This window comes from Halomonas sp. Bachu 37 (assembly GCF_039691755.1).
Lineage (GTDB): Bacteria > Pseudomonadota > Gammaproteobacteria > Pseudomonadales > Halomonadaceae > Vreelandella > Vreelandella kashgarensis.
Window position 1 is genome coordinate 1,173,699 of the sequence record NZ_CP137552.1, and the last position, 24,501, is coordinate 1,198,199.

A 24,501-nucleotide genomic window follows, 5' to 3' on the forward strand; every position below is an offset into this window, starting at 1 on the left:
AATCTTGCCCCTTCATCCCGAAAGCGCGCCTCAAGTCGACCGCCTACCGCCTGAATCGCAAGGGAGCAGACGACGTTTCAGGGCTTGCCATGAGTGCGACTGGGTGGTCGCCCTCCCGCCCTTGCGCGGTGGTGAGAAAGCGGATTGTCCACGCTGCAGCCACACCTTGGTCAGGCGCCATCATTTACCTGCGCAACGCAGCATGTCGCTTGCCTTGGCTGCCCTGATCGCGCTGGTAATAGCGGTCTCGTTCCCATTTGTCAGTTTCAGCGTTGGCGGCGTAGGTAATCGTATCGAACTTCCCCAGACCGCCACGACTCTCATCGGCTTTCATCAGCCTTTGGTAGCCATTGCGGTAATCCTGACGATACTCGTGTTACCTGCCCTTTATCTTATGGGGGTCATCTGGCTGCAATACGGCTTGTTGCGCCAGCATCCTCTACCCGCAAGCCGCGATATCGCGCGCTCACTGTCCCACTTGACCCCTTGGATGATGGCAGATGTATTTATCATTGGAGCGTTGGTCAGCCTGATCAAAGTGGCAGGCCTGGCAGATATTGAGCTGGGAGTATCATTCTGGGCATTTTGTATTTTCTCAATGCTTCTATTGCTGACTACCCAATCGCTCGATTCCGACTGGATGTGGTTCTCCCTGGCGGGAGAACCACTTGCACCGGAGGGCACGCTGACTGGCAGGACGGCGGCGCCGCAGGGCTTGAGCGGTTGCCCGACCTGCGGCTTGATCAATCGCCTGAGCGATCGTGGAGCCAGTCACTGCCGTCGTTGCCATGAGAAGCTGCATCTCCGCTTGCCCCATAGCCTGCAGAGAACCTGGGCCTTGCTGGGTGCCGCCGTGATCATGTATTTTCCCGCCAATATTTACCCCATCATGACAACCACCAGCCTGGGACATTCAAATCCATCCACCATCATCGGTGGGGTGGTGGAACTGACCCAGATGGGCTCCTGGCCCATTGCCGCCGTGATTTTCATTGCCAGCATCATCGTCCCCGTGGGTAAACTGACGGCACTGGCCTGGCTCTGCCTGGTGGTCAAACGAGGCAACAAGCTCAACGTGACCAGCAGAACACGCCTTTATCGACTCACCGAATTCATCGGCAGGTGGTCGATGGTGGATGTTTTCGTGGTAGCCATTCTGGTAGCACTGATTCGAGCAGGCTCGTTGATGTCGGTTAACCCGGGGCCTGCCGCCCTGGCCTTCGGTACCGTAGTGGTATTGACCATGCTGGCGGCGTTGACGTTTGATCCGCGGTTGATCTGGGACACGCCACTACCGCGCAAACACCGTTCTCTCTTTTTCTCCAAGGATGCAGTTGATGGATGAATCCCCCACCCCGAAGAATCCTCCTGCGGAGAATAAAGACGAGCACCGAGCAAAGCTATCGTCGCAGACACGTCTTTCACCCATCTGGATCGTGCCCCTGGTAGCCTTGGCGATTGGCCTGTGGCTGGTCTACGACAACTACACCAGTCGCGGCGTACTCATCACCTTGACCATGGACAATGCCGAAGGTATCGAGGCGGGCAGTACACTCATTCGCAGCCGCAATGTCGAGATCGGACGCGTCCAGTCGGTCCAGCTATCTGAAGACCTGTCGCATGCCGTGATCAACGCGCGTATCCAACCGGAAGCCGAAGCGATGTTACGCGAAGACAGCCGTTTCTGGGTGGTCAAGCCCCGTATCGGCCGCGAAGGAATCAGTGGCTTGGGCACGGTGCTTTCGGGTGCGTATATACAACTCGAACCCGGAAGCTCCGGTCAGCCGCGGCGTCAATTCCCCGTCAACGATATTCCGCCGGTGACTCCCGGCGGGGTTGCCGGCCTGCGTATCGAACTGGTAAGTCAGTTGGGAAATTCCTTGCGTGTCGGCGATCCTGTTTCCTATCAGGGCTTTACCGTTGGCCGCGTCGAAGAGGTCAACTTCGATGCCAACTCGCGCCGCATGTATCACCAGATCTTCATCGAGGAACCCTATGCTCATCTGGTAACCGATAGTACCCGCTTCTGGTCCGCCAGCGGCCTGGATTTTCGCCTCGACGCGGAAGGCTTTCGGATGAATGTCGAATCCCTCGAGGCGTTGCTCGGTGGCGGCGTTACCTTCGGCGTGCCAGAAGATCTCCCCATGGGGCAACCGGTGGAAGCCGGCGCCACCTTCAGCTTGTACGCAGACGAAGACAGCGCAAGGCAAGGTACCTTCAATCGCTACCTGGAGTACGTGCTGCTGGTGGACGATACCGTTCGTGGACTGTCACGCGGCGCCTCGGTTGAATTCAGAGGGGTACGTGTCGGTACCGTGGCTGCCGTACCGTGGAACTTCAACGCTCCGCAACCGGACTCCCGAGGGCAGTTTGCCATCCCGGTACTTATTCGTATCGAACCACAGCGCCTGGGCATCGAGAGCGCCGATATCGATCTCGATGAGTGGGAGGCACGCTTCAAGCGCTTGTTTGCCATCGGCCTGCGGGCATCATTGAAAAACGGTAACCTGTTGACCGGGGCGCTCTTCGTCGATCTCAACTTCCACCGCGACTCTACCGAGGAATATGTCGCGGAGGTTTTCGCCGACCGCCCCGTGTTCCCCACCACCGCCGGCGGTTTTTCTCAGATACAAGGGCAAATTACCGCCTTGCTGGAAAAGCTCAATGCACTGGAAGTCGAGCCCCTGCTGACGGGACTGGATCGCAATCTGCAAGCCTCTGAAACCATGCTCGGAGAGGTTCGGGAAATTGCTCAATCGCTGGATACGCTACTTAACGACCCTGATACCCAAGCCTTGGGTAGCAATCTCAACGCCACGCTGAAGGAGTTGCGCACCACGCTTGAAGGCTTATCGCCCTCATCCCCGGCCTATAGTGAACTGACTTCCGCCATCGGCCGTCTAGACCGCCTGCTGCGCGAACTTCAACCACTGACGCGAACTCTGAACGAAAACCCACGGGCCTTGCTGTTCGATAATCTGGACACGCAAGATCCCATTCCACGAGCGCCGAGGTAAATCGATGCTGCCGTTTTGCTCCGCTGTCTTCAAGATGCCCCGACTCTGTCGGGTACCGACCTGGCTGACACTGTGCATCGGAGTCTTGCTGCTCTCCGGTTGCGCCAGTAGCGTAACGCCCCCCGATCGTTATCTGCTGCCGGTCAACCAGGACGGCCAGGTAACGACCACGGCGCAACACCGCTTGTTGTTACGCCAGCCGAGACTGGCGAATTATCTCGAGGTAGATGGCATCATCATGCAACTCGATGACATAACCTTGAACGAAGCACGCGAGCATCTATGGGCGGAAGGCCTCGGGCGCCAATTGGAGCAGCGCATGCGAACAAGCCTGGGGCGCCTCTTGCCCGAGACTCAGGTGCTTCGGGATACTGCATCTTCAGATGGTCTACGCTTGCAACTGGAAGTCGACACCTTCCAGGGTCGCTACGACGGTTATGCAGTGGTTGCCGGGCAGTGGCAGTTACTCGATGCCGAGGGTCGCACGCAGAACCTAGAGAGTTTCCATGTCGAAACGGTGCTTGAAGAGGATGGCTACCCCGCGCTGGTTAGAGCGCTGGGCCGAAGCTGGGAGCAAGTCGCGTCGGAACTCGCCCTTGCCATATGCCGGTTACAAACCGCACCGTGATGGTATGAACACGAATGCTACGGAGGATATCCATGGAAGCTGATGCTCCGCTGACTCACCAGGATGCCCTGGCATTGAAGACGAGCCTGGGGCAGCTCGAAAGCTGCTTGAGCCTGGCTCTCGAGAGCCAAGGTAAACAAGCGATAAACGCGCTCGACTCAGCTCATGATATAGTGGCTGATCTATACGAGTGGCAAGCAGCTGCACCGATGCCCGATCTTCAAGCCCCCTTGGCAAGAATTGCCCGCTTCATCACGCAATGCGCCGGCAGTCTCTATCGAGACGGCCAGCTGGACCAGCTCGATGAGGCACAACTGCAGCGTTTCATTTCACGCCATGGCAAAAGCCTGCTGGCGCTTGACGGCGTCGGTCCGGCCACGGCGCGGCAGCTTTTTCAACATGGTATTTTCGAGGCCGAGCAACTCTATGCGCTGAGCCCAGAGGAAATCGATCGGATTACCCCCAACAGCACCACGCGAAGCCGCTTGAAGGCGTTGCCCACCCAAGACCATCAGGCCGGGAACTGACTCGCTGCCTGAACGGTTATCTGGCATTATCCCCTTCCGCGACACTGTCACTCCTTTTGTCGCCCTTTGAACTGATCGGCTCTTGCCTGGTTAAAAGCAAGTGCCTGCGGAGAATGCATGACCTTTTCTGATCTCGGCTTACATGCCGATCTGCTACGTGCCGTTGAGGCACAAGGCTACTCAATCCCTACCCCGATCCAGCAGCAGGCGATTCCCGCTGTGCTCTCGGGGCGTGATCTGCTGGCTAGCGCCCAGACCGGAACCGGCAAGACTGCGGGCTTCACGTTGCCCATGCTGCAACGTCTCAGCCAAGGCAAGCGGCCGGGCAAACGCCAGGTCAAGGCACTAGTGTTAACCCCCACACGGGAACTGGCCGCTCAGGTAGGGGAAAGTGTTGCCACCTATGGTGTGCATCTTCCCCTGCGCTCACACGTGATTTTCGGTGGTGTCGGTCAACAGCCCCAGGTCGATGCCTTGAAACCCGGGCTCGACATTCTCGTCGCCACACCGGGCCGTTTGCTGGACCTGCACCAGCAACGCCATGTCGACCTGTCGGCGGTGGAAATTCTGGTGCTGGATGAAGCCGACCGCATGCTGGACATGGGCTTCATTCACGACATCAAGCGCATCCTCAAGGTACTTCCACCCAAGCGCCAGAACCTGTTGTTCTCCGCCACGTTTTCCAACGAAATTCAGACGCTCGCCACCAATTTGCTGGATAACCCAGCTTTTATCGAGGTCGCTCCGCGCAACACCACAGCGGAGAAGATCGACCAGGCTGTCTACCGGGTAGACCGTGAAAAGAAGCGCGACCTGCTGGCCCATTTGATTACTCAGCATCGCTGGTATCAGGTACTGGTCTTTACCCGTACCAAGCATGGCGCCAATCGCTTGGCGGAACAGCTTTCCAAGCAATCCATCCCCGCTATGGCTATCCACGGCAATAAAAGTCAGAGCGCCCGCACACGTGCCTTGAGCTCGTTCAAGAGTGGAGAATTGCAGGTGCTGGTAGCCACCGACATCGCCGCACGCGGTCTGGATATCAACGAACTGCCCCATGTGGTCAATTTCGATCTGCCCAACGTGGCTGAAGATTATGTCCATCGTATCGGCCGTACCGGACGGGCGGGAAGCGAAGGTGAAGCAGTATCGCTGGTGTGTGTCGACGAGGATGGTTTACTCAAGAATATCGAGCGTCTGATCAAGCGCAACCTGGAAAAACGCGTTGAACCCGGCTTCGAGCCCGATCCCAGCATCAAGCCCGAGCCCATCGAGAACGGCCGTCGTCAACAACGCAAGCCTTCCCGGCGCAGCGGACCTGCCAAAGCGGAGCGTGGAGCTCGCGAGGGTTCCGCACGGCGACGTCAAAGATCGTAGCTAACATTTTCATTAGAAATATGCGATGGTTGCTACCTCATTGCCCCTAACATAAATCTGGAGCCGCCATGGAGCCTTCTCACTTGTTGGCCGAGTACCGACGCTGGTTGACCTTTCAGCGTCAGGAGCAGTTGAGCCGTGAACATCAGGGCATTTCTCAGCGTTTGATGGATGCACGCGTCTCCGCCGATCAAGTGGTCAAGGCCTACCGCAGCATGGCGGAAAAAGCCTCGACCGAAGGCGCTTGTTATCGCACCCTGTATCTGCGCGAGCAGGAAACCGGCGAATCCCTTCCCTGCGAAGGCTGGCTCTTTATCAGGCGCATTCTCAGTGAAGGCAATACCACGCGGGTCAGAGCTACCTTGCTGGAAACCTTCAGCCTGGAGACGGGCCCTGTGGAAGTGGGTAAACAGCCTGCTCGCAAGGTGACCTTGGAAATCTTCGATCGTTTGCTGATAGACCAGGGCATGGCGACACAGGCCAGGGTTGACAGTATCGAATCACCGCGTGACCAGCATTTTCTGACCTTGCTGGATGCCGTACGAGGCGACCTTCGCCCCCATTTGAAGTAACCCTGGGCTAGTCATGTTGCCACGCCGCTCGCTGGTGTTCATTTTCTTGATGGTGATTGTGGGTCTCAACCTGAGACCCGCTCTCTCCTCCTTGGCCCCATTACTTTCGAGGCTGCAAGAGAATGCCGGACTGTCCGCCTTTGGTGCCGGTGCCCTGACCACGCTTCCTGTGCTATGCCTGGGCCTGGCGGCGCCACTGGCTCCATGGTTGGCCCACCGCCTGGGTAGCGAGCGTGCGCTGAGTCTTGCCTTGCTCCTGCTTGCCGGCGGCTTGCTCTTACGCGGGGTGCCCTCGCCTTTATTTCTGTTCTTGGGCACGGCTCTGGCGGGAGGCGCCATCGGCATTGGCGGCACGCTGTTACCGGCCTTGGTCAAGCGTGAACTACCGGTGGGAGCCGACCTTGTCACCGGCCTTTATACCATGGCCCTGTGTTTCGGCGGGGCGTTGGGCGCTGGTTTGAGCATACCCTTGACCGAGGCCCTGGGCGGCTGGCGAGCGGGTCTGATGAGCTGGGCCTTGCTGGCCTTGCTGGCCTTGGGGCTATGGCAAGGGCTGATGCCACGTCAAAGCACCACCCAACTCGCCCAGATCAACCAGAAAATGCTGGGACCTTTATTGAAGAAGCCCCTGACGTGGCAAGTCATGTTCTTCATGGGGATGCAATCCTCAATGGCGTACATCGTGTTTGGCTGGTTGCCTACACTGCTGATCTATCGCGGCTATGGCGAGGCCGAGGCAGGCTGGACAATGGCCATATCGATCATGTGCCAACTGGCTTCCGCGCTCGGCGCCCCATGGCTTGCCCGCTTGGGACGCGACCAGCGACCGGCGCTGATGGTAGTGATGGGCTGCACCGCCCTGGGCCTTTGGCTCTTGTTGATGGCGCCGATTGAGTGGCGCTGGCCGGGTGCGGCCTTGCTGGGCCTTGGCCAAGGAGGAAGCTTCAGCCTGGCCCTCACCCTATTGGTGCTGCGTACCGCCAATTCGCGACTGGCTGGACAATTATCCGGCCTGGTTCAAGGAGGGGGATATACCCTGGCATCTCTTGGACCGCTAGGTGTAGGGTTGATGCTCCAGCAAGGCGCCAGTCTGGCTCATATCGTCTGGCTGTTGATGATACTGATAGGGGCTTCCAGCGCCTTCGCCCTGCTGGCAGGACGCAACCACCGCCTCGACGACGCAACCGGTGAGCTGATGACACATCGCGATTAACGGGCATCCGAGGGAGCCTTCCCCTCGACCGGTTCACGCCATTTCATGCAGGCTATCCAATAGGTAGGATCATGGCTTATCCACAAAACCTTACCGCCACGGCTCCCCAGGATACTCGGTTACTCGTGATCTACGCGGGAGGCACCATAGGCATGGAAATGACCCCCCACGGGCTGGCTCCCGGAAGCCATTTTGCCGAGCGCCTGGAGCAGGCCCTGACACACCTGGCAGCGCGTAATCGACAGCGTCTCCCCAGTTTCGACATTATCAGTTACTCCACGCCCATTGATTCGAGTGCGGCGAATCCTGTCACATGGCAACAATTGGCCAGCGATATCGCCACTCAATATCAGCACTATGATGGTTTCGTGATTCTGCATGGTACCGACACCCTGAGCTGGAGCGCCTCCAGCCTTGCCTATCAGTTGCAGGGCCTCGCTTGCCCCGTGGTAGTGACCGGCGCCATGCAGCCGCTGGAAGTCGCCAATGGCGATGCCTTGGAGAACATCGAGGGAGCCTTGCATTTTGCCAGTAACTCCGGCCTTCAAGAGGTTGCGGTTTATTTTGCGGGGCAACTACTGCGTGGCGTGCGCACCACAAAGCAGCACACAGAGTCCCCCATGGCATTTACCAGTCCCAATCACCCATTGCTCGGCGAGCGCATAGGAGAAGAATTCGTTTACTACCCAAGCCATGGCCTGGCAGCCTCCCAACGAGGCGCACCACGCTTCGAGCTAGCCGACTACCATGGAATGGGAGAAGGCAAGGTGGTACGTATTTCATTATGGCCGGGTATAGCTCCATGGCAGCTTGAAGCCTGGCTGGGAGATTCACGCGTTCAGGGCGGATTGCTGCAGTTATGGGGAGCGGGCAATTTCCCGCCACACCCCGAACTGCTCGAAGTGCTGGCCACCGCCAGCGGGGAAGGCAAATTGATCGCCGGTATTAGCCAATGCCCGCAGGGTAGCGTTCATCTCGGCAGCTATGCGGCCGGCCATGACCTGGTAGAGGCCGGCGTGCTTTCGGGTGATGGCATGACGCCCGAAGCGGCTTATACGAAGCTTGTCCACCTGCTGGCCCAGCCTATCGACGATACAGACCGGCGCAGGCGTTTTCTCACCCCTCTGGTAGGAGAACGTTGAAGTTTCACGTGCCATTAGGATTAATTGCCGCTATGTTTAATGAATGAGTACGTACGCATAAAGGAGAACACGACTTATGGAACAACCAGTCCATCATTTTAGTGAGCTTTTTGAACAACTCGGGCTGCCTTCGGATGCCGCTTCGATCGAGAGGTTCATCTCTCGGAACTCACCGCTGCCTCCCAATATGTCCTTGTCGGAGGCCCCATGCTGGAATGAAGGGCAAGCTGAACTTCTGCGCGAAGCGGTACAGGAAGACGCCGACTGGGCGGAGGTAGTGGATCATCTTGATGCGTCAATGCACAAGCAACAATAATGTTCTGATAAACCATAACTTATAATCTCAAGCCGTTCTCCTCTACAGAGATTAGCAGGACGAAAAGCTTGGACTAGACTTCATGAAGTCAACGAGGCGTTTATGCTCCATTCACCGACATCCCCCTTACCATCAGGCAATGATGAAGCTCCCCTTCCCGAGCTCCCCTGCTTGGTGGCTGAGCATCTGCAGAACTGCAGTACTCTCCCGGCGATCCCGGGGGTTGTTTTTCAAGTGCTCCAAGCTTCACGGAATCCCGATAGCTCGTTGAGCGAGTATATCAAAGCCATCGAACGCGACCCGGCCCTTACCCTACGCCTCATTTCAGTGGCTAACAGCGCGCTGCACGGTGCTGACAAGCCGCCGGTCAGCTCTTGCCAAGCGGCGGTAAATCGGCTAGGTACAGACACTACTCTGGCGGTAGTGCTGGGTTTCTCGCTTATCGATACGACCAAGAACGTCCCGGGCCACATGCATTTGTGGCAGCGAGCCATCATCGCCGCGCTGAGCGTACAGTGCCTGTGTGAGCACCTCTGTCCCGCCGAATCCACCCAGCTCTTCACTCTCGCGCTGTTGCAGGATATCGGGATGCTGGTGTTCCATGAAATCGATAGCTACTATCCGGTTATCGTGGAAAAGCATCTCCATGATCATGACGCGCTGGTCGCCCAGGAAAAACTCGACTATGGCTGCGATCATGCACTTGCGGGCGCCTGGTTGTCATTGAGTTGGGGAGCCCCTGTCTCGCTTGCTACCGGGATCGCCAACAGCCATGATATCTACCCAAATTCGGATCCAGGCGGCTATTGCCTGAACCTTTCCAGCCAGATAGCGGAGGCCTGGTTATCGGAAGAACCCGAAAAACGTCTCAACGACTTCTTCATGTCTCGTAAACCCGGCAGCCTGTTGAACCCGGAACTGTTCTCGCAGGTCATCCAGCAGCTACAAGAACTGCTTCCGCCGATGACACGGCTATTCAACATCATCATGCCGCCTCATCTGGATGCCGAAAATCTGCTGCTGGAAACCCGGCAGGCACTGCTTAACCAGAATCAACGGTTGCATGAGCAGCTCTCCGCTGAACGAGAGAAATTCAAGGAACTGGAGAGGCACAACGAGCTTCTCGATCACCAGAGCCGCACCGATCCCTTGACCGGCATCTCCAATCGCTCTCACCTGGAAAAGCATCTCAACGAGTTCTTTTACGAAGCCGAGCGAAACGATTCACCTTTCAGTGTGATATTCATCGATCTCGATCATTTCAAGCAACTCAACGATCGTCACGGCCACCAGGTCGGCGACCAAGTGTTGCGTAGCTTCGCCCAGTTGCTCGCTGCACTTAGTGATGAGCATGAATGTCTTGTGGGTCGCTATGGTGGCGAGGAGTTTCTCGTGCTTCTTCCGCAGAAGACGGCTGCCAAGGCGGAGGAACTGGCGCAGTCGTTGTCGCACTCATTAGCGAAGAGTGTATTGGCGCTAGTGAAGGGAGAGCCGATCAAGGTTACCGCTTCGATTGGCATTGCCAGCATGAGCGATGCTATTTTCCGGTCCCCCCTGGAGCTGATAGAAGCCGCCGATCAGGGCATGTATCTGGCAAAACGGAGAGGACGCGCGCGAATTTCCCGCTTCATGGATAGCGCTTGAGCTATCGAGAACGAGAATAACAAGACTTGAGTCTGAGATTGGTTACTCGATGCAAGACCGACCACAGCGGAACCGGTTTAGTCGCGCTTGTCGGAGACCAGGCGCCGACGCATCCAGGCCCCAAATAATAATAAAAGGGTTAATGCCAGCAAAGGCAATACTATTTCGAAGGTCAGAGCGTCCTCCCCCTCCAACGACTGCAATGTTCCGTAGATGGCATTGCTATAAACCGTCCACTTGATTGCCAATCCGACGGCAGCGGCAAGCAGAAACCTTTCCAGGGGAAGACGACATAGTCCCGCCGCGTAATTGACGACCGAATGAGGAAAACCCGGCAAGACCCGCAAGGCACATTGAGTCAGCAAATCACTTCGCTGCTCTAGGATATGCATAATTTTCAGGGTAAATTTACTCGGACGTAGACTCTTACCCAATCTCGCCGCCAGCAGGTAGGCTCCCCAGGCGCCCGCAACACTACTCAGCGTCAACATCGATGTCGCTAGCCAAGGCGTATAGAAAGGCGCGATCAGCCACAAACCGATGCTACCAGGTAAGCCGATCGCTAACGTCAGAGCGATAATAAGCATGACCCCCATCACCACTAAAGGATGATGAGAGGCTTCCATCGCCCACTGTTTGAACATTATCAACTCGGGCGTGTGCCACACCCAAGCATAAACGGCCATCGCCAGCAGCGCCCCCAGCGTCAGCCAAACCCAACGACAACCCTGTTCACGCTTCATGCAGACGTGCTTCGACACGCTCGAGTATCTGACGGCTCACCTTTCCCACCAGCGGAGTCGCCGCCTTATTGACGGCCTTGGCCATTAACCGATTGCGAATTTCGTAGGTCAGGCTCAACGATACCAGCGTTCCTTCGGCAACCGGGCGCAATCGATAACGCCCATGGTTTTTTACTCCGTCAAGCGACTCCCAAGCCAGCGTTTCGGGTGCCTTGGCCTCCGTCACTTCGACATCGAACGCCCAGTTCATGCCAACCGCTTTCACGTGCCAACGGTAGCGTTCGCCTCCCAGAGGCTCGATAGCCTGAATGAGATCCGAATAATCGGCGAAATCCTCGACACGGCGTAGCAAGGCAAAAACCCGCTCCGGTGAAGCCTTGACGATTTCGCTATGTTCGATCGTGGCCATACCCGTTCCCTATAGTGAAGCATTCCTGACATCACCTAGCATCTCCACTACACGTCCTTTTGTCCACCTTACATGGACCTTTCCACTATCTATGGCTAGCGTCCGAGGTCACGCATCAACAAGGCGAATTCGATGCGCTCTCCCGAGATTGGCTCGCCGGGTACGGGAATCTTGACGACATGACCCGATCCAGGCGCGGTAGCAACGGATTCTCCACGCTTGTTCTCGATATGCTCAAGCGTGAAACGCCGATTGCCGCCGGGAAGCATCAGCTCCATGCCATCGCCGACTTCAAAACGATTCTTGACGTCTATTTCCAGAATCCCGCGGTCCGGATCATAACCAATGACTTCTCCCACAAACTGCTGGTGGACACCCACCGAATTACCCTGCTCGTAATTCTGGTACTCATCGTGCACGTGACGCCGATAGAAGCCCTCGGTATAGCCACGATTGGCCAGGTTATCCAGCTCGTCCATCAGCCGTATATCGAAAGGTCTGCCCGCCACCGCATCGTCGATCGCCTGACGATAGACCTGAGCAGTGCGCGCCACATAGTAGGCAGATTTCGTGCGTCCTTCGATCTTGAGCGAGGTCACTCCCATCTGCGTCAATTGCGGGACATGCTGCACGGCGCGCAGGTCCTTGGAGTTCATGATATAGGTGCCATGCTCATCCTCATGCACCGGCATCAGCTCACCGGGACGCGTACGATCTTCTATCAGCGCGGAGAGTTCATCCTGACCTTCGACGCCGCCCGCCGTAGCCGTACTCTCACCCGGTACGCTGGGCATCTCGGCACTGCCACCACCGGAAGCAATCAAGCCACCTTGTTCCGGCGTCCAGATTCCACTCGCCGCATGCGCCCTCGCGGAATTGGCTGGCACCAGGTCCCCGGTTTCGTCTGTGGCAGCGGCAACCGTGTTGTACTTCCAGCGACAAGCATTGGTACAGGTGCCCTGGTTGGGATCGCGGTGATTGAAGTAACCCGAAAGTAGGCAACGTCCCGAATAGGCGATACACAAGGCACCATGGACGAAAGTCTCGATTTCAAGATCGGGACAGGCCGCACGGATTTCGCCGATTTCCGCCAGAGACAGCTCACGCGACAGGATGATCCGGCTTATGCCCTGGCTCTGCCAGAATCTCGCGGCAGCGTAGTTGACGACATTGGACTGGACTGAAAGATGAATAACCTGCTCGGGCCAGCGTTCACGGATCATCATGATCAAACCCGGGTCGGACATGATCAACGCATCCGGGCCCGCCTCGATCACCGGTTCCATGTCGCGCAGGTAGGTCTTCAACTTACTGTTATGAGGAGCGATATTGGACGCCACGTAGAACTGCTTGCCCCGCTCGTGTGCGTAAGCGATCCCCTTGTGCAAGTTTTCGATCTTGAAATCATTGTTGCGTACCCGCAACGAATAGCGCGGCTGCCCCGCATATACGGCATCGGCTCCATAGGCAAAGGCATAGCGCATGTTCTTGTAGGTGCCGGCGGGCGACAGCAGTTCGGGCGCATTCATCAAGGTTCACCACATTGGCAGCGGCGCGTCGGGCAAGCCATACCCGAGTCGCGCGGTAGGAAATCTAAGGGAGCGAATTCTAGCAACTGCCGCCTTGGCTGGCTAGAATACGCGCCTTCATCCCTTCCTGAGAGTAGCGTTCAATGGCTTCAGCGCGCCCCGTCACTACTGTGGTTATCTATTCTGGAGGAATGGATTCATACACGGTGCTTCACCGAGCCTTGCGTGAGGGAGCCAATGTTCACGCCCTCTCGTTTGATTACGGCCAGCGTCATGCCAAGGAACTCGAGGTCGCACGAGGCGTATGCCAGCGACTGCAGGTACCCCATCAGGTCGTTGATATCCGCGCCATCCATGGCTTGATCGATAATTCCGCACTCACCGATAATCAACGAGACATACCCGAAGGGGATTACCAGCCCGACAACTTGACCGATACGGTAGTCCCCAATCGCAACATGGTGCTGCTGTCATTGGCGATAGCCAAGGCAGTCAATATCGGTGCCGAGCGCGTCGACTACGGGGCACACGGCGGCGACCATACGCTGTATCCCGACTGTCGGCCCGAATTCGTGCAACGCATGGATGACGTGGCAAAAATCGCCAATTTTTCTCCCATCGAAGTCCATGCGCCCTACCTCACCAGCAGCAAGGCCGAGATAGTGGCGGCAGGAATATCCATGAATCTCGATTATGCCCAGACATGGACCTGCTATCGTGGCGAGGCGCTTGCTTGCGGGCGTTGCGGGAGCTGTCGCGAACGGCTGGCAGCTTTTGCCGCCAATCGCATGGAAGACCCGCTGGCTTACGTCACGGTGCCTTCGTCATGAGTTGTCACGCGCCACAACCAGCCGGCTGCCGTCCGGGATGCGGCGCTTGTTGTATTGCCCCGTCGATCAGCTCGGCCATCCCCGGCATGCCCGAAGGCAAACCCGCCGGGGTGCGCTGTGTGCAACTCGATGCCAACAACCTGTGCCGGCTTTTCGGCCGTGCCGATCGGCCCGCAGTGTGCGAGCGATTCGGCTTCGACCCCCACGTCTGCGGGACCGATCGCTACCAGGCGATACGTATCCTCAGTGAACTCGAGTCCCTCACCTGACCGAGTCTTGTTGACTGACAAAGCTGCAAGGGAAATAACGGCGGCTCGGACAAGTTGCGTACAGTATCGTCTCAGCTTTCCAGGCTAGCTTTTTGCGGCAGGCGGCGATCCAGCAAGCTGACCCAACGCACCAGCACAGGCGCATCGCTATGGCTGACGTCACTCAGCAAATGGCGGAAGGTATCGCGGGCTTGCTCATCTTCCGGCGCAATCCGGGTCAGCCACAATTCCAGTGCAGCAAGTTCCTGGTGTCGATTACCATGTTCTCTCGCCTGGCTTAGCGCCATTTCCAGCAGCGCTTTCACTTCATCAGATGGATGCCCCAGAAGATCGCGCACCTTGGCCAACTGAGTCGCCAACTCGGGCAGAAACAAGGTAGTTCTTTCGCGAGCAATGACCAGACACTGATCGAGATAGTCCTCCGCGGTCTTCAGCTCACCCAGTGCGATACAGGCGTCGGCATACCACAGAACCGGACGCTGGAAACGATCCCGTCCGTTAAGTTCCGCCATTTCATCCAGGCTATCCGCCATCTGCTGCAACCCGCCGGGGTCGCCTGACAATGCCCGCTGCCAGCCAAGCACACCCTGGGCGGAAATCTGCCACAACTGCAGATCGGGCGTACCGGTCATTGCCGCCGCCTGTTCTGCATGGCGTGCCGCAAGGTGAACATGCCCCAGCTGGCGATAGAGTGCAGCAGCGAACAGTAGTGCCATTGCCAAGGTGCCTGGATGACCGATCTTCTCCGCCAGACGAATTGCCGACGCGACTTGCCGCTCCGCCCGTTGATAATTGCCCCGCAGACACAATGCCCAGCCCTGAAAACAGGCCGCCGTCACCTGCGGGTGATCGGAAAACGGTAACCATTCGATCATCATGGGCGAGTTGAGCGGATCGATCTCATCGAGATGATCATTTGCCTGACTGATACGCCCTGCCCAGTATTCACAATGGGCACGAGCATAGTCCGCCAGGCGGCGATAACGAGGGTCATCCAGCCGAGAGGCGATTTCTGCCAGCGTGGAGGCCAGCGCGAACGCATCCGCGTGAGCATTGCGCTGGCTCCTGCCGACCCACAACCCCCACTTCACCAGAAATATCTGTTCCAGATCCTCGGGATCCTCCGTCTCTTCTCCCGTCACCATCAATAATTCGCGAGCCCGTACGAAGCTTTCATGGGCGGTCGGAGAGCCGTGTCCTTCAAGAGCGAAGGCGGCTTGTCCGCGTACGGTGAGCAGGCTGACTTCACGCTCGACCTCATGCTCCACGTGGCGCAAGCTGGCCAACCCCGCATCGGCCATGCGCAGGGCCGTGCGATTGGCGCTGACCTTCAGTGCTTCGCGAGCGGAAAGTTCGAAGTAACGCGCTCCTCTGGCGTAATGGCCGCTGCGTCGCAAATGAGTGGCGAAATCACCAGGGTGGCGGCTGATCCACACGGGAAAGCGCTCCTCGATCAGGTTCACCACCTGTTGATGCAAGTGTACTCTGACATCACGCGGACAGGAAAGGTAAGCCGCTTCCTGCAGTAGCTGGTGACTGAACTGGTATTCGTGAGCGCCGCCCTCCTTCTCCACGGGCTCGATGATCTCCAGCGTTCGCATGTGCTCGAGCGCCTGGGTCAGGCGTGACATTTCCCAGCCGCTGCATTCCATGAGGAAATCCAGACGGAAGCGTTTCCCCAGCACTGCCGCTATATGAGCGACCTCCCGGTCGGCATCCAACTGGTCGATTCGGCTGGCCAACAAACCCAGCAGGCCCTTGGGCAATTCGTCGAATTGCACGCTGCGCCCTTCGCGCCGATCCATGTCCAGGCGGCGACATATCTCCTGCAGGTAAAGCGGCACCCCATCGCAACGCTCGATGATCTGATTGCGCAGGCGCGGACTGAAATGAATACGATAACGGCGTGCCAGTTGCGAAAGGAAACGGGAAGATTGCACCGCATCCAGCCTGCCGAGGGTGATCTGCTGGTCCCAGTGCAACTTGGCCGGCAACGTTTCACGCCCATGATGGCTCGCCACCAGCATAAAGGCGGTATTGATGGGAAGACGCGCCTGCAGCCCCGCCAGCACCTTGAAGGAGGGCTCATCCAGCCATTGCAGGTCATCGATCATCAGGACGAGCGTTCGGCTCTCGGCCAGGTGGGTGACCAACCGCTGCAGCAGGTTGACCACAAGCTCAGTGGCTTCGCCGTTTTGCGTGATCTGGGAGAGCTCCTGAACGTCGCGCACCCCCATGGCTTCTTCCAGCAACTGGGCTCGCTCATCATCGAGCGGTGGCATCGCCAGATGCTGTCGAAGCGCCTCGACTCTCGCAATATCCGGCTTGCAGTCCAGATGCCAGGCAAGTAGCGCCCGCGCCACGCCGTAAGGCTCAAGTACCGAAAGCCGGGTCGTGGGTAGCCAACAGATCGCTGCATCACGACTAAGTTCGAGCTGGCGAAATCCGACCATCAAGGCGGATTTCCCCATGCCCGAAGCCCCGCGTACCAGCACACTCTGGCGCAGGCCGATGCCCGCTCGTGCCAGGGCGTCACGAAGTGTTCTCAATGAGGTTTCCCGGCCCACCAGGCTAGGTGGCAAGGCCTCGCGCCCACCTTCGTTCTGACCCAGCACCAAGGCACGCAGACGTACCCTGCCATCGCTGGCAATCAGGCGTGAAACCAGGCGGGGCTGCAAGTCCAGTGCCGGCGGCATGTGCTGACTGGCTTCTTGCGAGATCACCAGTTCGCTGCCTTCCGCTGCGCTCATCAACTCGATCGAAACCTGGGTGACCTGCCCCAGGGGATCGGCCAGTTGACGTTCCGGCAAATACACCACCCGACCGCTGTTGAGACCTGCCGAAAGTTCAAAATGCGGTGGCTCATCGCTACCGGCCCAGTGCTTGGCACACTCCTGGGGCAAGGCCTGACGACAATGCTCATACAGGGCCACCAGTTCCGCCAGCTGGTGGGCGGGTCCGTGGGTACCGAAGCACGCCAGACCAAGGCCTCCTGTGGCTCCGGGCAGCCAGAAGCCGCCCAGATGGTGGCATTGCTGCTCCAGCCAGCGCAGTAGCTCGAGTTGCAAGCCCAGGCAGTGGCGAGTTTCGGCACGATCCTGCCAGTCCCCTTCCAGGCGCAGGCGGATTGCCATCACGGAGAGCTGGCGCAGCTCTATTTCATCGTCTCGAAGGGGTCTGCTATCGGCTGCCAGGGCGCGGGAGAATGCCCCCTGAGGAGACATCGCACGGGGATCATGATGGTTATCGGACCAGTAGCTGGCGAGCTGGAGAAACCCCGGCTCAGGCTGTTGTCCAGATAGCGCCAGCAGCTGCAGGTAGCTGTTGTACTGCTCGTGAGCCGCGGCCATTTGATTCTTTTCGGCCAACTGGCGCACCAGGCGTTCATGAAAAGGGCCGTAACCGGAAAAACGGCTGACCAGCGCCTCCAGAACATGATCCGGCACCTCCGTATGCGCTTCCAGTACTTGTTCGGCAAACCGAATCACTCGCTGACGCCACTCATTACGCACCCGAACCAGCCAGCGCTGAAACTCGGCGCAATTGGTCAGCTGCAGCTCCTCGATAAGGTCGCCCTGGTAACACTCGAGCAGCGCCGTCAAGGTCTCGATATCGCGCGTTCCTTCCAGCAAGGCCTGGAGAGAGTGCAAGTCCACGTGCCAACGGGACGGTAACTGAAAGGCGATGGTCTGGCGGGAAACGCTCAATACTTCCTCGGCATTGTCGCCCAGCGATTGGCGTAGACAGTGCAGCGCGTGGCGCAGATTGGTGCGCCCCGAAGAGAGGCCTTGATCCGGCCACAGCAGTTCCGCCAGAGCGGCACGATTGACAGGCTGGCGATGGAGCAGCAGATACACCAGCAGCGCTTTGACCTTGTCATAACTGAATTGCGTCAGGACATCGTCACCTTGGGTCAGGGAAAAATGACCGAGGAGGATCAGTTGGTCAGATTCACAAGCGTCGCGCATGATACATATCCTGCCTGACGGAAGCGGCTAGCCTAAGCGGGTACGCCGCTATGAAAACGAAATGCCGTGTCCGGCGCGTTGATCAATTCAGCTTCACAATTGACAAAAAAAGCGATGCGATCGTCGATGGGAGTACGGGATTGCTCCTTGGCCAGCATCAAATAATCTTCGAAATGACGCCCTTCCGACTTAACCAGAGTGCGATAGAACTTGGCAAGCTCCATATCCAGATAAGGCAGCAGGCGGGCAAAGCGTTCGCAGCTACGTGCTTCTATCAAGGCGCCGATGATAAGAATGTCGATCAGCTTGTCGGGATCGTTGGTCCTGACATGACGCCGCAGCCCTTCTGCATAACGCGAAGCACTCAGATGACGGTAGGCTACGCCCCGATTTTCCATCAGCTTGACCACCTGTTCGAAATGCAACAGTTCCTCTCGCGCCAGCTGCGCCATCTTGCTCAGCAAGTTGGGCTGGTCGACATGACGGTATAACAAGCTCATCGCCGTCGAAGCGGCCTTCTTTTCACATTGCGCATGGTCGATCAACAAGAGATCGGGATTGGCCAGGGCCCACTCGACCCAGGCCATGGGAGTCGGGCACGCCAGGAAGTCGACCAACGTGGCGGGCAAGAGATCTTCGGCAGTGATGCCATGGGCGGATGGTTTCATGGGCTTGATCGGTTGGAGAGTTGCCGCCAGCAACATTAGGCGGGCCATTAAAACTGTGTACAAAATTTAACATATAAGAATTAAATGGAAAGAATTAACTTTTTTAATCGCCAACCTGGTTCGCAGCTCGTTTGTTCTTCAAGGATGGCGACTCGATGTGGCAACACAGTAATCACGCCCCGTTCAAACGATATCCTATTCACTCATTACCGCCCTGTTTACCTACGGTCAGGCATGATGAAAAGGTCGATATCAATCCAAAGTACAAGGTCGTGAAAGCCTCGCCAGCTTAACATTGTCGACAGTTTACCGTAGAATCGCGGCCACTTAGCGACACGCTGTTTGTCAAGAGCATTGCACTTGCCCAAGCGCTTCATATCGATGCTGGTTATCGATATTTCGCTTCGGCCATCATAACAGATGAGAGGTCCCCACCGTGCTTGAAGCCTACCGCCAACATGCAGAAGAACGCGCCGCCGAAGGCGTCCCACCCAAGCCATTGAATGCCGAACAAGTCGCTGCACTGCTTGAACTGCTCAAGACTCCGCCCGCAGGCGAAGAAGAGTTTATTCTTGATCTGATCACCAACCGCGTTCCCCCCGGCGTCGATGAAGCTGCCTACGTCAAGGCGGGCTTTCTGACCGCTATCGCCAAGGGCGAGGCACATTCGCCCCTGATCGACAAGATCCATGCAGTCAAGCTGTTGGGCACCATGCAGGGCGGTTACAACATTGTATCGCTGGTAGAGCTTCTGGATAACGCCGAATTGGCCCAGGAAGTCGGCGAACAGCTCAAGCATACTCTGTTGATGTTCGATGCGTTCCATGACGTGGAAGAGCGCGCCAAGAACGGCAATGCAGTGGCCAAGGAAGTCATTCAATCCTGGGCCGAAGCCGAGTGGTTCCTGTCCAAGCCCTCCCTGGCGGACAAGATTACCCTGACCGTCTTCAAGGTGCCTGGCGAGACCAACACCGACGACCTTTCTCCCGCGCCGGATGCCTGGTCACGTCCCGATATTCCACTGCATGCCAATGCCATGCTCAAGAACGAGCGCGATGGCATCGAGCCCGAGGTGCCCGGTACCAAGGGACCGCTGGCACAAATCGAAGAGGTTAAGGCCAAGGGCTTCCCCGTCGCCTATGTGGGTGATGTGGTCGGCACCGGCTCCTCGCGCAAGTCCGCCACCAACTCGGTGCTGTGGTTCTTCGGCGACGACATTCCTTACGTGCCCAACAAGCGGGCCGGCGGCTTCTGCTTCGGTGGCAAGATTGCTCCCATCTTCTTCAATACCATGGAAGATTCAGGCGCTCTGCCCGTCGAGATGGATGTGTCCAACCTCGAGATGGGTGATGTCATCGACGTCTACCCCTACGAAGGCAAGGTGTGCAAGCACGGCACCGACGAAGTTGTCACCACATTTGAACTGAAAACGCAGCTGATCCTCGATGAAGTCCGTGCCGGCGGCCGCATTCCGCTGATCATCGGCCGTGGTCTCACCGGCAAGGCGCGCGAATCGCTGGGTCTGCCCCAGTCGGACGTATTCCGCCTGCCCGAGCAGCCCGCCGACACCGGCAAGGGCTTTACTCTGGCCCAGAAGATGGTCGGCAAGGCTTGTGGCCTCGAAGGCGTTCGCCCGGGCATGTACTGCGAACCCAAGATGACTACCGTGGGTTCTCAGGACACCACCGGCCCGATGACCCGCGACGAATTGAAGGATCTGGCGTGTCTCGGCTTCCAGGCCGACCTGGTGATGCAGTCATTCTGTCACACCGCTGCCTACCCCAAGCCGGTCGACGTGGATACCCACCACACCCTGCCTGACTTCATCATGAACCGCGGCGGCGTTTCACTGCGCCCGGGCGACGGTATCATCCACAGCTGGCTCAACCGCATGCTGCTGCCCGATACCGTGGGTACCGGCGGCGACTCTCACACCCGCTTCCCGATGGGCATCTCGTTCCCCGCGGGCTCGGGGCTGGTGGCTTTCGCCGCCGCCACCGGCGTGATGCCTCTGGATATGCCGGAGTCGGTACTGGTCCGTTTCAAGGGCAAGCGCCAGCCGGGCGTTACCCTGCGTGACCTGGTTCATGCGATCCCGCTTTACGGTATCAAGCAAGGGTTGCTGACCGTAGCCAAGTCCGGCAAGAAGAACGCCTTTTCCGGACGCGTGCTCGAGATCGAAGGTCTCGACGACCTTACCGTCGAGCAGGCGTTCGAGCTTTCCGACGCCTCCGCCGAGCGCAGTGCGGCGGGCTGTACCATCACGCTGTCCGAAGAGAGCGTGAGCGAATATCTGCAGTCCAATATCACCCTTCTCAAGTGGATGCTGGCCAATGGCTACGGTGACGAACGCACCATCAGCCGTCGCATCGAAGGCATGGAAGCATGGCTTGCCAACCCCAGCCTGATGCGGGCCGACAAGGATGCCGAATACGCTGAAGTCATCGAGATCGACCTCGACGAACTGAAAGAGCCCGTGCTGTGTGCGCCCAATGACCCGGACGATGCCCGTCTGCTGTCCGATGTCGCTGGCGAGAAGATCGATGAAGTCTTCATCGGTTCGTGCATGACCAACATCGGCCACTTCCGCGCCGCTGGCAAGTTGCTCGAGAAACAGCCCGCCGGTAGCCTCAAGACTCGCCTGTGGCTGGCTCCGCCGACCAAGATGGACCAGCATCAGCTAACCGAAGAGGGTTATTACGGCATCTACGGTCGTGCCGGTGCACGCATGGAGATGCCCGGCTGCTCGCTGTGCATGGGCAACCAGGCGCGGGTCGCGGCCAAGAGCACGGTGGTATCCACTTCCACCCGCAACTTCCCCAACCGCCTGGGTGACGGGGCCAATGTCTACCTGGCTTCCGCGGAGCTCGCGGCAGTCGCGGCGGTTGAAGGACGCCTGCCCAGTGTGGAAGAGTATCAGCGTTACATGGGCGAATTTGACGCCATGGCTGGTGAAATCTATCGTTACATGAACTTCCACGAAATCGAGGAGTATCAGAAGATGGCCTCGAACGTGATCCCGGTGGCTCAGGAAGCTTCCTGAGACGGCACCGACTCGTCGCCGATGCTCGCAACATCGCAGACGAAATAGGTTTCGACCCGTGAGTCTGAGCCGATGACCGACACCCCGCCTGCATCGCAGCGCGGGGTGTTTTTATCCATGGAGCAGAAGGAAAAGGAAAGTAGCATGCCTACGATCATTACCCCCGATATCTGTGACACTTATCCCGAAGTGACCGTTCTCAACCCTATCTTTGCCAACTATGGTGGAATAGAAGCGTTTTACGGCCCAATACGCACCATCAAGTGCTTCGAGGATAATTCTCTGGTCAAGCAAGCCGTTGCCGAGCCCGGCGATGGTGCCGTGCTTGTCGTCGATGCCGGTGGCTCACACCGCTGCGCCATGCTCGGCGACATGCTGGCGGAACAGGCAGTGAAGAACGGCTGGGCCGGTGTGTTGATGTACGGCTGTGTTCGCGACGTGGATATTCTGGCCGAGCTGGAACTCGGCGTGCAGGCGATTGGCCATCACCCGCGCAAGAGCGAGAAACGCGGTGAGGGCCAACGCGATGGAGAGGTTACTTTCGCCGGAGCCACCCTGGTGCCGGGGCAATGGTTGTATGCCGATAACAATGGCGTACTCATCGCCACTAACGAACTGAAATTGCCGGTTTAGTGCTTCTGCCGACTTGTCAGGATGGAAGCTGCGATGCCATCCTGATGATTCATTTTCGATGATGTTCCCGTCCATGCTGCCACTTTCCCGCCTTGGCTCCGATGTCGCCAGGACGCTACGCGACCATCTCCGGCCGTTGATTGCGTATCATCTTTTTTTCACTCTGCTCGCCTCGGCCCTGCTGCTCCCCTTGGTCGCCTGGATCATTCGCCATTTTCTGGCACGCCTTCAGCGCACGGTGATCGGCATCGAAGAGTTCATGGCGCTGATATTCAGTCCAGTCGGGTTGCTCACCATGCTGGTGGTAGTGGGGTTGAGCTTCCTGCTGCTCTATCTGCAACATGCTGGAATGATGCTGGTCGCGGTGCGCCCCCGCGACAATCACTATCGATTAGCGTTCGAGGCACTATGGCGGTGCCTGCGCCGGCTTCCCGCATTGTCTGGGCTCGTGGTAATGCAGGTGGGTTCACACTTGCTGCTCCTCGCGCCTTTCATGTTTGCCTGCGCCTGGCTCTATGACTTCTGGCTCGGTGGACTTGATCCTTATTATGTCCAACGCATACGCCCCCCAGCATTCTGGTATTTCCTGGTGTCAGCGCTACCTTTGGTGCTTTGCTGGGCGGCTGTGGCTGCCTGGTTGTACCTACGCTGGCTTCTGGCCTTGCCGGTCCTGATACTCGAGGGCCAGGGGCCCCGTGCAGCCCTCAAGCGCAGTGTCTCGTTGACCCGGGGCTGGCGACGCTCCATCGCGATAGCTATCATCAGCTTGCTCGTACTGATCGTTGCCTTGCCGTTTCTAGTCACCTGGGTATTCGATGAAGTCGTCACCCCGCTTTTATGGTGGCTACCGGAACGTAACGCGGTACTGATTCCCGCCATGCTGGCTTACCTGACCGGCTACGTACTGATAACCCTGACCGTCACCTTTTTGGGTGTTGCCGCCAATGCGCTGCTTTCCGCTTGTCTCTACATGCGACTCGCCCATGAGGCGCCACGACCTTTGCCACCACAGCCGGACGCTCACCCGGGACGTTTGGCGTGGGCCGTCGAGCTTAGTGTTCTGCTCTTTGCTGCCAGCCAGGCATGGTGGATCGTCAACAGCTTCGAAATTCGCGATGAAGTGACGATCATCGCCCATCGCGGTAGTTCAATGACAGCGCCGGAAAACACGATTGCCGCTCTTCAGCAAGCCGTGGCTGACCAGGCCCACTATATCGAGCTCGATGTTCGGCTCAGTGCCGACAACGAAGTTCTGCTCTATCACGACACCAACATGATGCGACTTACCGGTGATCCACGTGAATTCGGCGAGCTGACTCGGCAGGAGCTGCAGGAGTTCGATGTGGGTAGCTGGTTCGGCGACCGTTTCATCGGCGAAACCATCCCCGGGCTGGACCAGGCATTGACGGCGGTACGCGGCAAGGCGGGATTGATGATCGACATGAAACCGCTTCTCGGCGAGGAGCGAGCCTTGGCGGAAGCCGTCTTGACCACGCTGCGCGAAGAAGCCGAACAACGTACCGCGTGTTACCAACGCCTCGATGCCGACCGCCCGGAAGCGCTGACCGAATGTGGGAATCGTGACGTCATGCAGGAGATGCGTCTGGCCACCATGTCCCCCGAGATGGCCACTTACCTCAAGGCTCGTGAACCCGACTTGCGCATCACCCTGCTCGCTCAACTGGTTCTTCCGGGGACGCTCAACCGCAGTGGTTTCGATGCCCTGGGACTACGCCACACGCGCATCAGCGAGGAGGAGATAGAGCTGGCCCATCGTTTCGGTTACGAGATTCATGCCTGGACGGTCAACGGACGCGCACGCATGTCGCAACTTATCGACCTTGGCGTGGACGCCATCATCACCGACTATCCGGTGCACCTGAGAGAGCTGATGGACGAGCGCCGCGAACTAAGCGACGGCGCCCTGATGCTGGTCAAGCTGCGTAACTGGCTACGCCAATGACAGGATAGCG

21 protein-coding genes are annotated in these 24,501 nt (G+C 58.0%); 15 read left to right on the forward strand and 6 right to left on the reverse strand.

All coding sequences use genetic code 11. From position 1 onward, the window contains the following. Nucleotides 1-4 precede the first annotated feature (4 nt). The 10 genes from R5M92_RS05405 to R5M92_RS05450 all read left to right on the forward strand — a co-directional run bounded on the left by R5M92_RS05405 (nt 5) and on the right by R5M92_RS05450 (nt 10,436). Entirely contained in the window at nt 5-1,345 is a 1,341-nt protein-coding gene (locus tag R5M92_RS05405; RefSeq protein WP_417339063.1) for a PqiA/YebS family transporter subunit, read from the forward strand. Then, the gene (pqiB, locus tag R5M92_RS05410) at nt 1,338-3,017 is read left to right on the forward strand and encodes an intermembrane transport protein PqiB (RefSeq protein WP_346798412.1); all 1,680 of its coding nucleotides are present in this window, start codon (nt 1,338-1,340) and stop codon (nt 3,015-3,017) included. The genes R5M92_RS05405 and pqiB overlap by 8 nt, the downstream gene beginning before the upstream one ends. Before the next feature lie 4 nt (nt 3,018-3,021). Continuing rightward, nucleotides 3,022-3,645: a PqiC family protein gene (locus R5M92_RS05415; protein WP_346798413.1), complete on the forward strand. Its 624-nt coding sequence runs from the start codon at nt 3,022-3,024 to the stop codon at nt 3,643-3,645. A gap of 32 nt (nt 3,646-3,677) precedes the next feature. Next, a complete protein-coding gene (locus R5M92_RS05420) occupies nt 3,678-4,172 on the forward strand; it encodes a helix-hairpin-helix domain-containing protein (protein WP_346798415.1) in 495 nt (164 codons plus the stop codon). Between the two features lie 117 nt (nt 4,173-4,289). Next, a complete protein-coding gene (locus R5M92_RS05425) occupies nt 4,290-5,549 on the forward strand; it encodes a DEAD/DEAH box helicase (RefSeq protein ID WP_346798416.1) in 1,260 nt (419 codons plus the stop codon). Between the two features lie 68 nt (nt 5,550-5,617). Next, nucleotides 5,618-6,121 (forward strand): hypothetical protein, encoded by a 504-nt coding sequence (locus tag R5M92_RS05430; protein WP_346798418.1) that lies wholly within the window; start codon nt 5,618-5,620, stop codon nt 6,119-6,121. A 13-nt stretch (nt 6,122-6,134) separates the two neighbouring features. Beyond that, the gene (locus R5M92_RS05435; RefSeq protein ID WP_346798420.1) at nt 6,135-7,334 is read left to right on the forward strand and encodes an MFS transporter; all 1,200 of its coding nucleotides are present in this window, start codon (nt 6,135-6,137) and stop codon (nt 7,332-7,334) included. Between the two features lie 71 nt (nt 7,335-7,405). Then, the gene (locus R5M92_RS05440; protein WP_346798421.1) at nt 7,406-8,476 is read left to right on the forward strand and encodes an asparaginase; all 1,071 of its coding nucleotides are present in this window, start codon (nt 7,406-7,408) and stop codon (nt 8,474-8,476) included. Nucleotides 8,477-8,552: 76 nt separating this feature from the next. Continuing rightward, a complete protein-coding gene (locus R5M92_RS05445; RefSeq protein WP_346798423.1) occupies nt 8,553-8,792 on the forward strand; it encodes a DUF2789 domain-containing protein in 240 nt (79 codons plus the stop codon). A 102-nt stretch (nt 8,793-8,894) separates the two neighbouring features. Then, complete coding sequence (locus R5M92_RS05450) at nt 8,895-10,436, forward strand: diguanylate cyclase (protein ID WP_346798425.1); 1,542 nt, start codon at nt 8,895-8,897, stop codon at nt 10,434-10,436. A gap of 77 nt (nt 10,437-10,513) precedes the next feature. Here R5M92_RS05450 and R5M92_RS05455 read toward each other — a convergent pair whose 3' ends face one another. The 3 genes from R5M92_RS05455 to yegQ all read right to left on the reverse strand — a co-directional run bounded on the left by R5M92_RS05455 (nt 10,514) and on the right by yegQ (nt 13,117). Beyond that, entirely contained in the window at nt 10,514-11,179 is a 666-nt protein-coding gene (locus R5M92_RS05455) for a VTT domain-containing protein (RefSeq protein WP_346798427.1), read from the reverse strand. Next, on the reverse strand, nt 11,169-11,588 hold the full coding sequence (locus R5M92_RS05460) for an SRPBCC family protein (protein WP_346798429.1): 420 nt from the start codon (nt 11,586-11,588) through the stop codon (nt 11,169-11,171). Before R5M92_RS05460 ends, R5M92_RS05455 begins: the two co-directional genes overlap by 11 nt. Before the next feature lie 95 nt (nt 11,589-11,683). Beyond that, nucleotides 11,684-13,117 carry a tRNA 5-hydroxyuridine modification protein YegQ gene (gene yegQ, locus R5M92_RS05465; RefSeq protein WP_346798431.1) on the reverse strand — a complete coding sequence of 478 codons (1,434 nt, stop codon included), beginning with the start codon at nt 13,115-13,117 and terminating at the stop codon, nt 11,684-11,686. Nucleotides 13,118-13,308: 191 nt separating this feature from the next. Between yegQ and queC the strand changes: the two genes are divergently transcribed. Together queC and R5M92_RS05475 are read left to right on the forward strand one after the other, a co-directional pair. Further along, nucleotides 13,309-13,947: a 7-cyano-7-deazaguanine synthase QueC gene (gene queC, locus R5M92_RS05470; RefSeq protein WP_417339064.1), complete on the forward strand. Its 639-nt coding sequence runs from the start codon at nt 13,309-13,311 to the stop codon at nt 13,945-13,947. Further along, on the forward strand, nt 13,944-14,216 hold the full coding sequence (locus R5M92_RS05475) for a YkgJ family cysteine cluster protein (protein ID WP_346798434.1): 273 nt from the start codon (nt 13,944-13,946) through the stop codon (nt 14,214-14,216). The genes queC and R5M92_RS05475 overlap by 4 nt, the downstream gene beginning before the upstream one ends. 71 nt (nt 14,217-14,287) lie before the next feature. On the opposite strand, the gene R5M92_RS05480 is transcribed toward R5M92_RS05475, so the two are convergent. Together R5M92_RS05480 and R5M92_RS05485 are read right to left on the reverse strand one after the other, a co-directional pair. Then, nucleotides 14,288-18,184 carry an AAA family ATPase gene (locus R5M92_RS05480; RefSeq protein WP_346798436.1) on the reverse strand — a complete coding sequence of 1,299 codons (3,897 nt, stop codon included), beginning with the start codon at nt 18,182-18,184 and terminating at the stop codon, nt 14,288-14,290. 32 nt (nt 18,185-18,216) lie between these two features. Beyond that, nucleotides 18,217-18,852 carry a tRNA-(ms[2]io[6]A)-hydroxylase gene (locus R5M92_RS05485; RefSeq protein WP_346798437.1) on the reverse strand — a complete coding sequence of 212 codons (636 nt, stop codon included), beginning with the start codon at nt 18,850-18,852 and terminating at the stop codon, nt 18,217-18,219. A 436-nt stretch (nt 18,853-19,288) separates the two neighbouring features. Here R5M92_RS05485 and acnB point away from each other — a divergent pair, with 436 nt between their 5' ends. Further along, nucleotides 19,289-21,895, forward strand: coding sequence for a bifunctional aconitate hydratase 2/2-methylisocitrate dehydratase (gene acnB / locus R5M92_RS05490; RefSeq protein ID WP_346798438.1), 2,607 nt, complete (start codon nt 19,289-19,291; stop codon nt 21,893-21,895). Here the strand turns inward: acnB and R5M92_RS05495 are convergent. Further along, nucleotides 21,880-22,041 carry a hypothetical protein gene (locus R5M92_RS05495; protein WP_346798440.1) on the reverse strand — a complete coding sequence of 54 codons (162 nt, stop codon included), beginning with the start codon at nt 22,039-22,041 and terminating at the stop codon, nt 21,880-21,882. The two genes, acnB and R5M92_RS05495, sit on opposite strands and share 16 nt — an antisense overlap. Here R5M92_RS05495 and rraA point away from each other — a divergent pair. Further along, nucleotides 22,040-22,528, forward strand: coding sequence for a ribonuclease E activity regulator RraA (gene rraA / locus R5M92_RS05500; protein WP_346798441.1), 489 nt, complete (start codon nt 22,040-22,042; stop codon nt 22,526-22,528). The two genes, R5M92_RS05495 and rraA, sit on opposite strands and share 2 nt — an antisense overlap. 73 nt (nt 22,529-22,601) lie before the next feature. Beyond that, a complete protein-coding gene (locus R5M92_RS05505) occupies nt 22,602-24,491 on the forward strand; it encodes a glycerophosphodiester phosphodiesterase family protein (RefSeq protein ID WP_346798442.1) in 1,890 nt (629 codons plus the stop codon). Nucleotides 24,492-24,501: the final 10 nt, after the last annotated feature.

Coding starts and splice junctions, on each gene's coding strand:
- R5M92_RS05475 (WP_346798434.1), top strand. CDS start 13,944: ATGAGTTGTCACGCGCCACAACCAGCCGGCTGCCGTCCGGGATGCGGC.
- R5M92_RS05430 (WP_346798418.1), top strand. CDS start 5,618: ATGGAGCCTTCTCACTTGTTGGCCGAGTACCGACGCTGGTTGACCTTT.
- R5M92_RS05445 (WP_346798423.1), top strand. CDS start 8,553: ATGGAACAACCAGTCCATCATTTTAGTGAGCTTTTTGAACAACTCGGG.
- rraA (WP_346798441.1), top strand. CDS start 22,040: ATGCCTACGATCATTACCCCCGATATCTGTGACACTTATCCCGAAGTG.
- yegQ (WP_346798431.1), bottom strand. CDS start 13,117: ATGAATGCGCCCGAACTGCTGTCGCCCGCCGGCACCTACAAGAACATG.
- R5M92_RS05480 (WP_346798436.1), bottom strand. CDS start 18,184: ATGCGCGACGCTTGTGAATCTGACCAACTGATCCTCCTCGGTCATTTT.
- R5M92_RS05505 (WP_346798442.1), top strand. CDS start 22,602: ATGCTGCCACTTTCCCGCCTTGGCTCCGATGTCGCCAGGACGCTACGC.
- R5M92_RS05435 (WP_346798420.1), top strand. CDS start 6,135: ATGTTGCCACGCCGCTCGCTGGTGTTCATTTTCTTGATGGTGATTGTG.
- R5M92_RS05420 (WP_346798415.1), top strand. CDS start 3,678: ATGGAAGCTGATGCTCCGCTGACTCACCAGGATGCCCTGGCATTGAAG.
- R5M92_RS05415 (WP_346798413.1), top strand. CDS start 3,022: ATGCTGCCGTTTTGCTCCGCTGTCTTCAAGATGCCCCGACTCTGTCGG.
- queC (WP_417339064.1), top strand. CDS start 13,309: ATGGATTCATACACGGTGCTTCACCGAGCCTTGCGTGAGGGAGCCAAT.
- pqiB (WP_346798412.1), top strand. CDS start 1,338: ATGGATGAATCCCCCACCCCGAAGAATCCTCCTGCGGAGAATAAAGAC.
- R5M92_RS05455 (WP_346798427.1), bottom strand. CDS start 11,179: ATGAAGCGTGAACAGGGTTGTCGTTGGGTTTGGCTGACGCTGGGGGCG.
- R5M92_RS05425 (WP_346798416.1), top strand. CDS start 4,290: ATGACCTTTTCTGATCTCGGCTTACATGCCGATCTGCTACGTGCCGTT.
- R5M92_RS05450 (WP_346798425.1), top strand. CDS start 8,895: ATGCTCCATTCACCGACATCCCCCTTACCATCAGGCAATGATGAAGCT.
- R5M92_RS05460 (WP_346798429.1), bottom strand. CDS start 11,588: ATGGCCACGATCGAACATAGCGAAATCGTCAAGGCTTCACCGGAGCGG.
- R5M92_RS05440 (WP_346798421.1), top strand. CDS start 7,406: ATGGCTTATCCACAAAACCTTACCGCCACGGCTCCCCAGGATACTCGG.
- R5M92_RS05495 (WP_346798440.1), bottom strand. CDS start 22,041: ATGCTACTTTCCTTTTCCTTCTGCTCCATGGATAAAAACACCCCGCGC.
- R5M92_RS05485 (WP_346798437.1), bottom strand. CDS start 18,852: ATGAAACCATCCGCCCATGGCATCACTGCCGAAGATCTCTTGCCCGCC.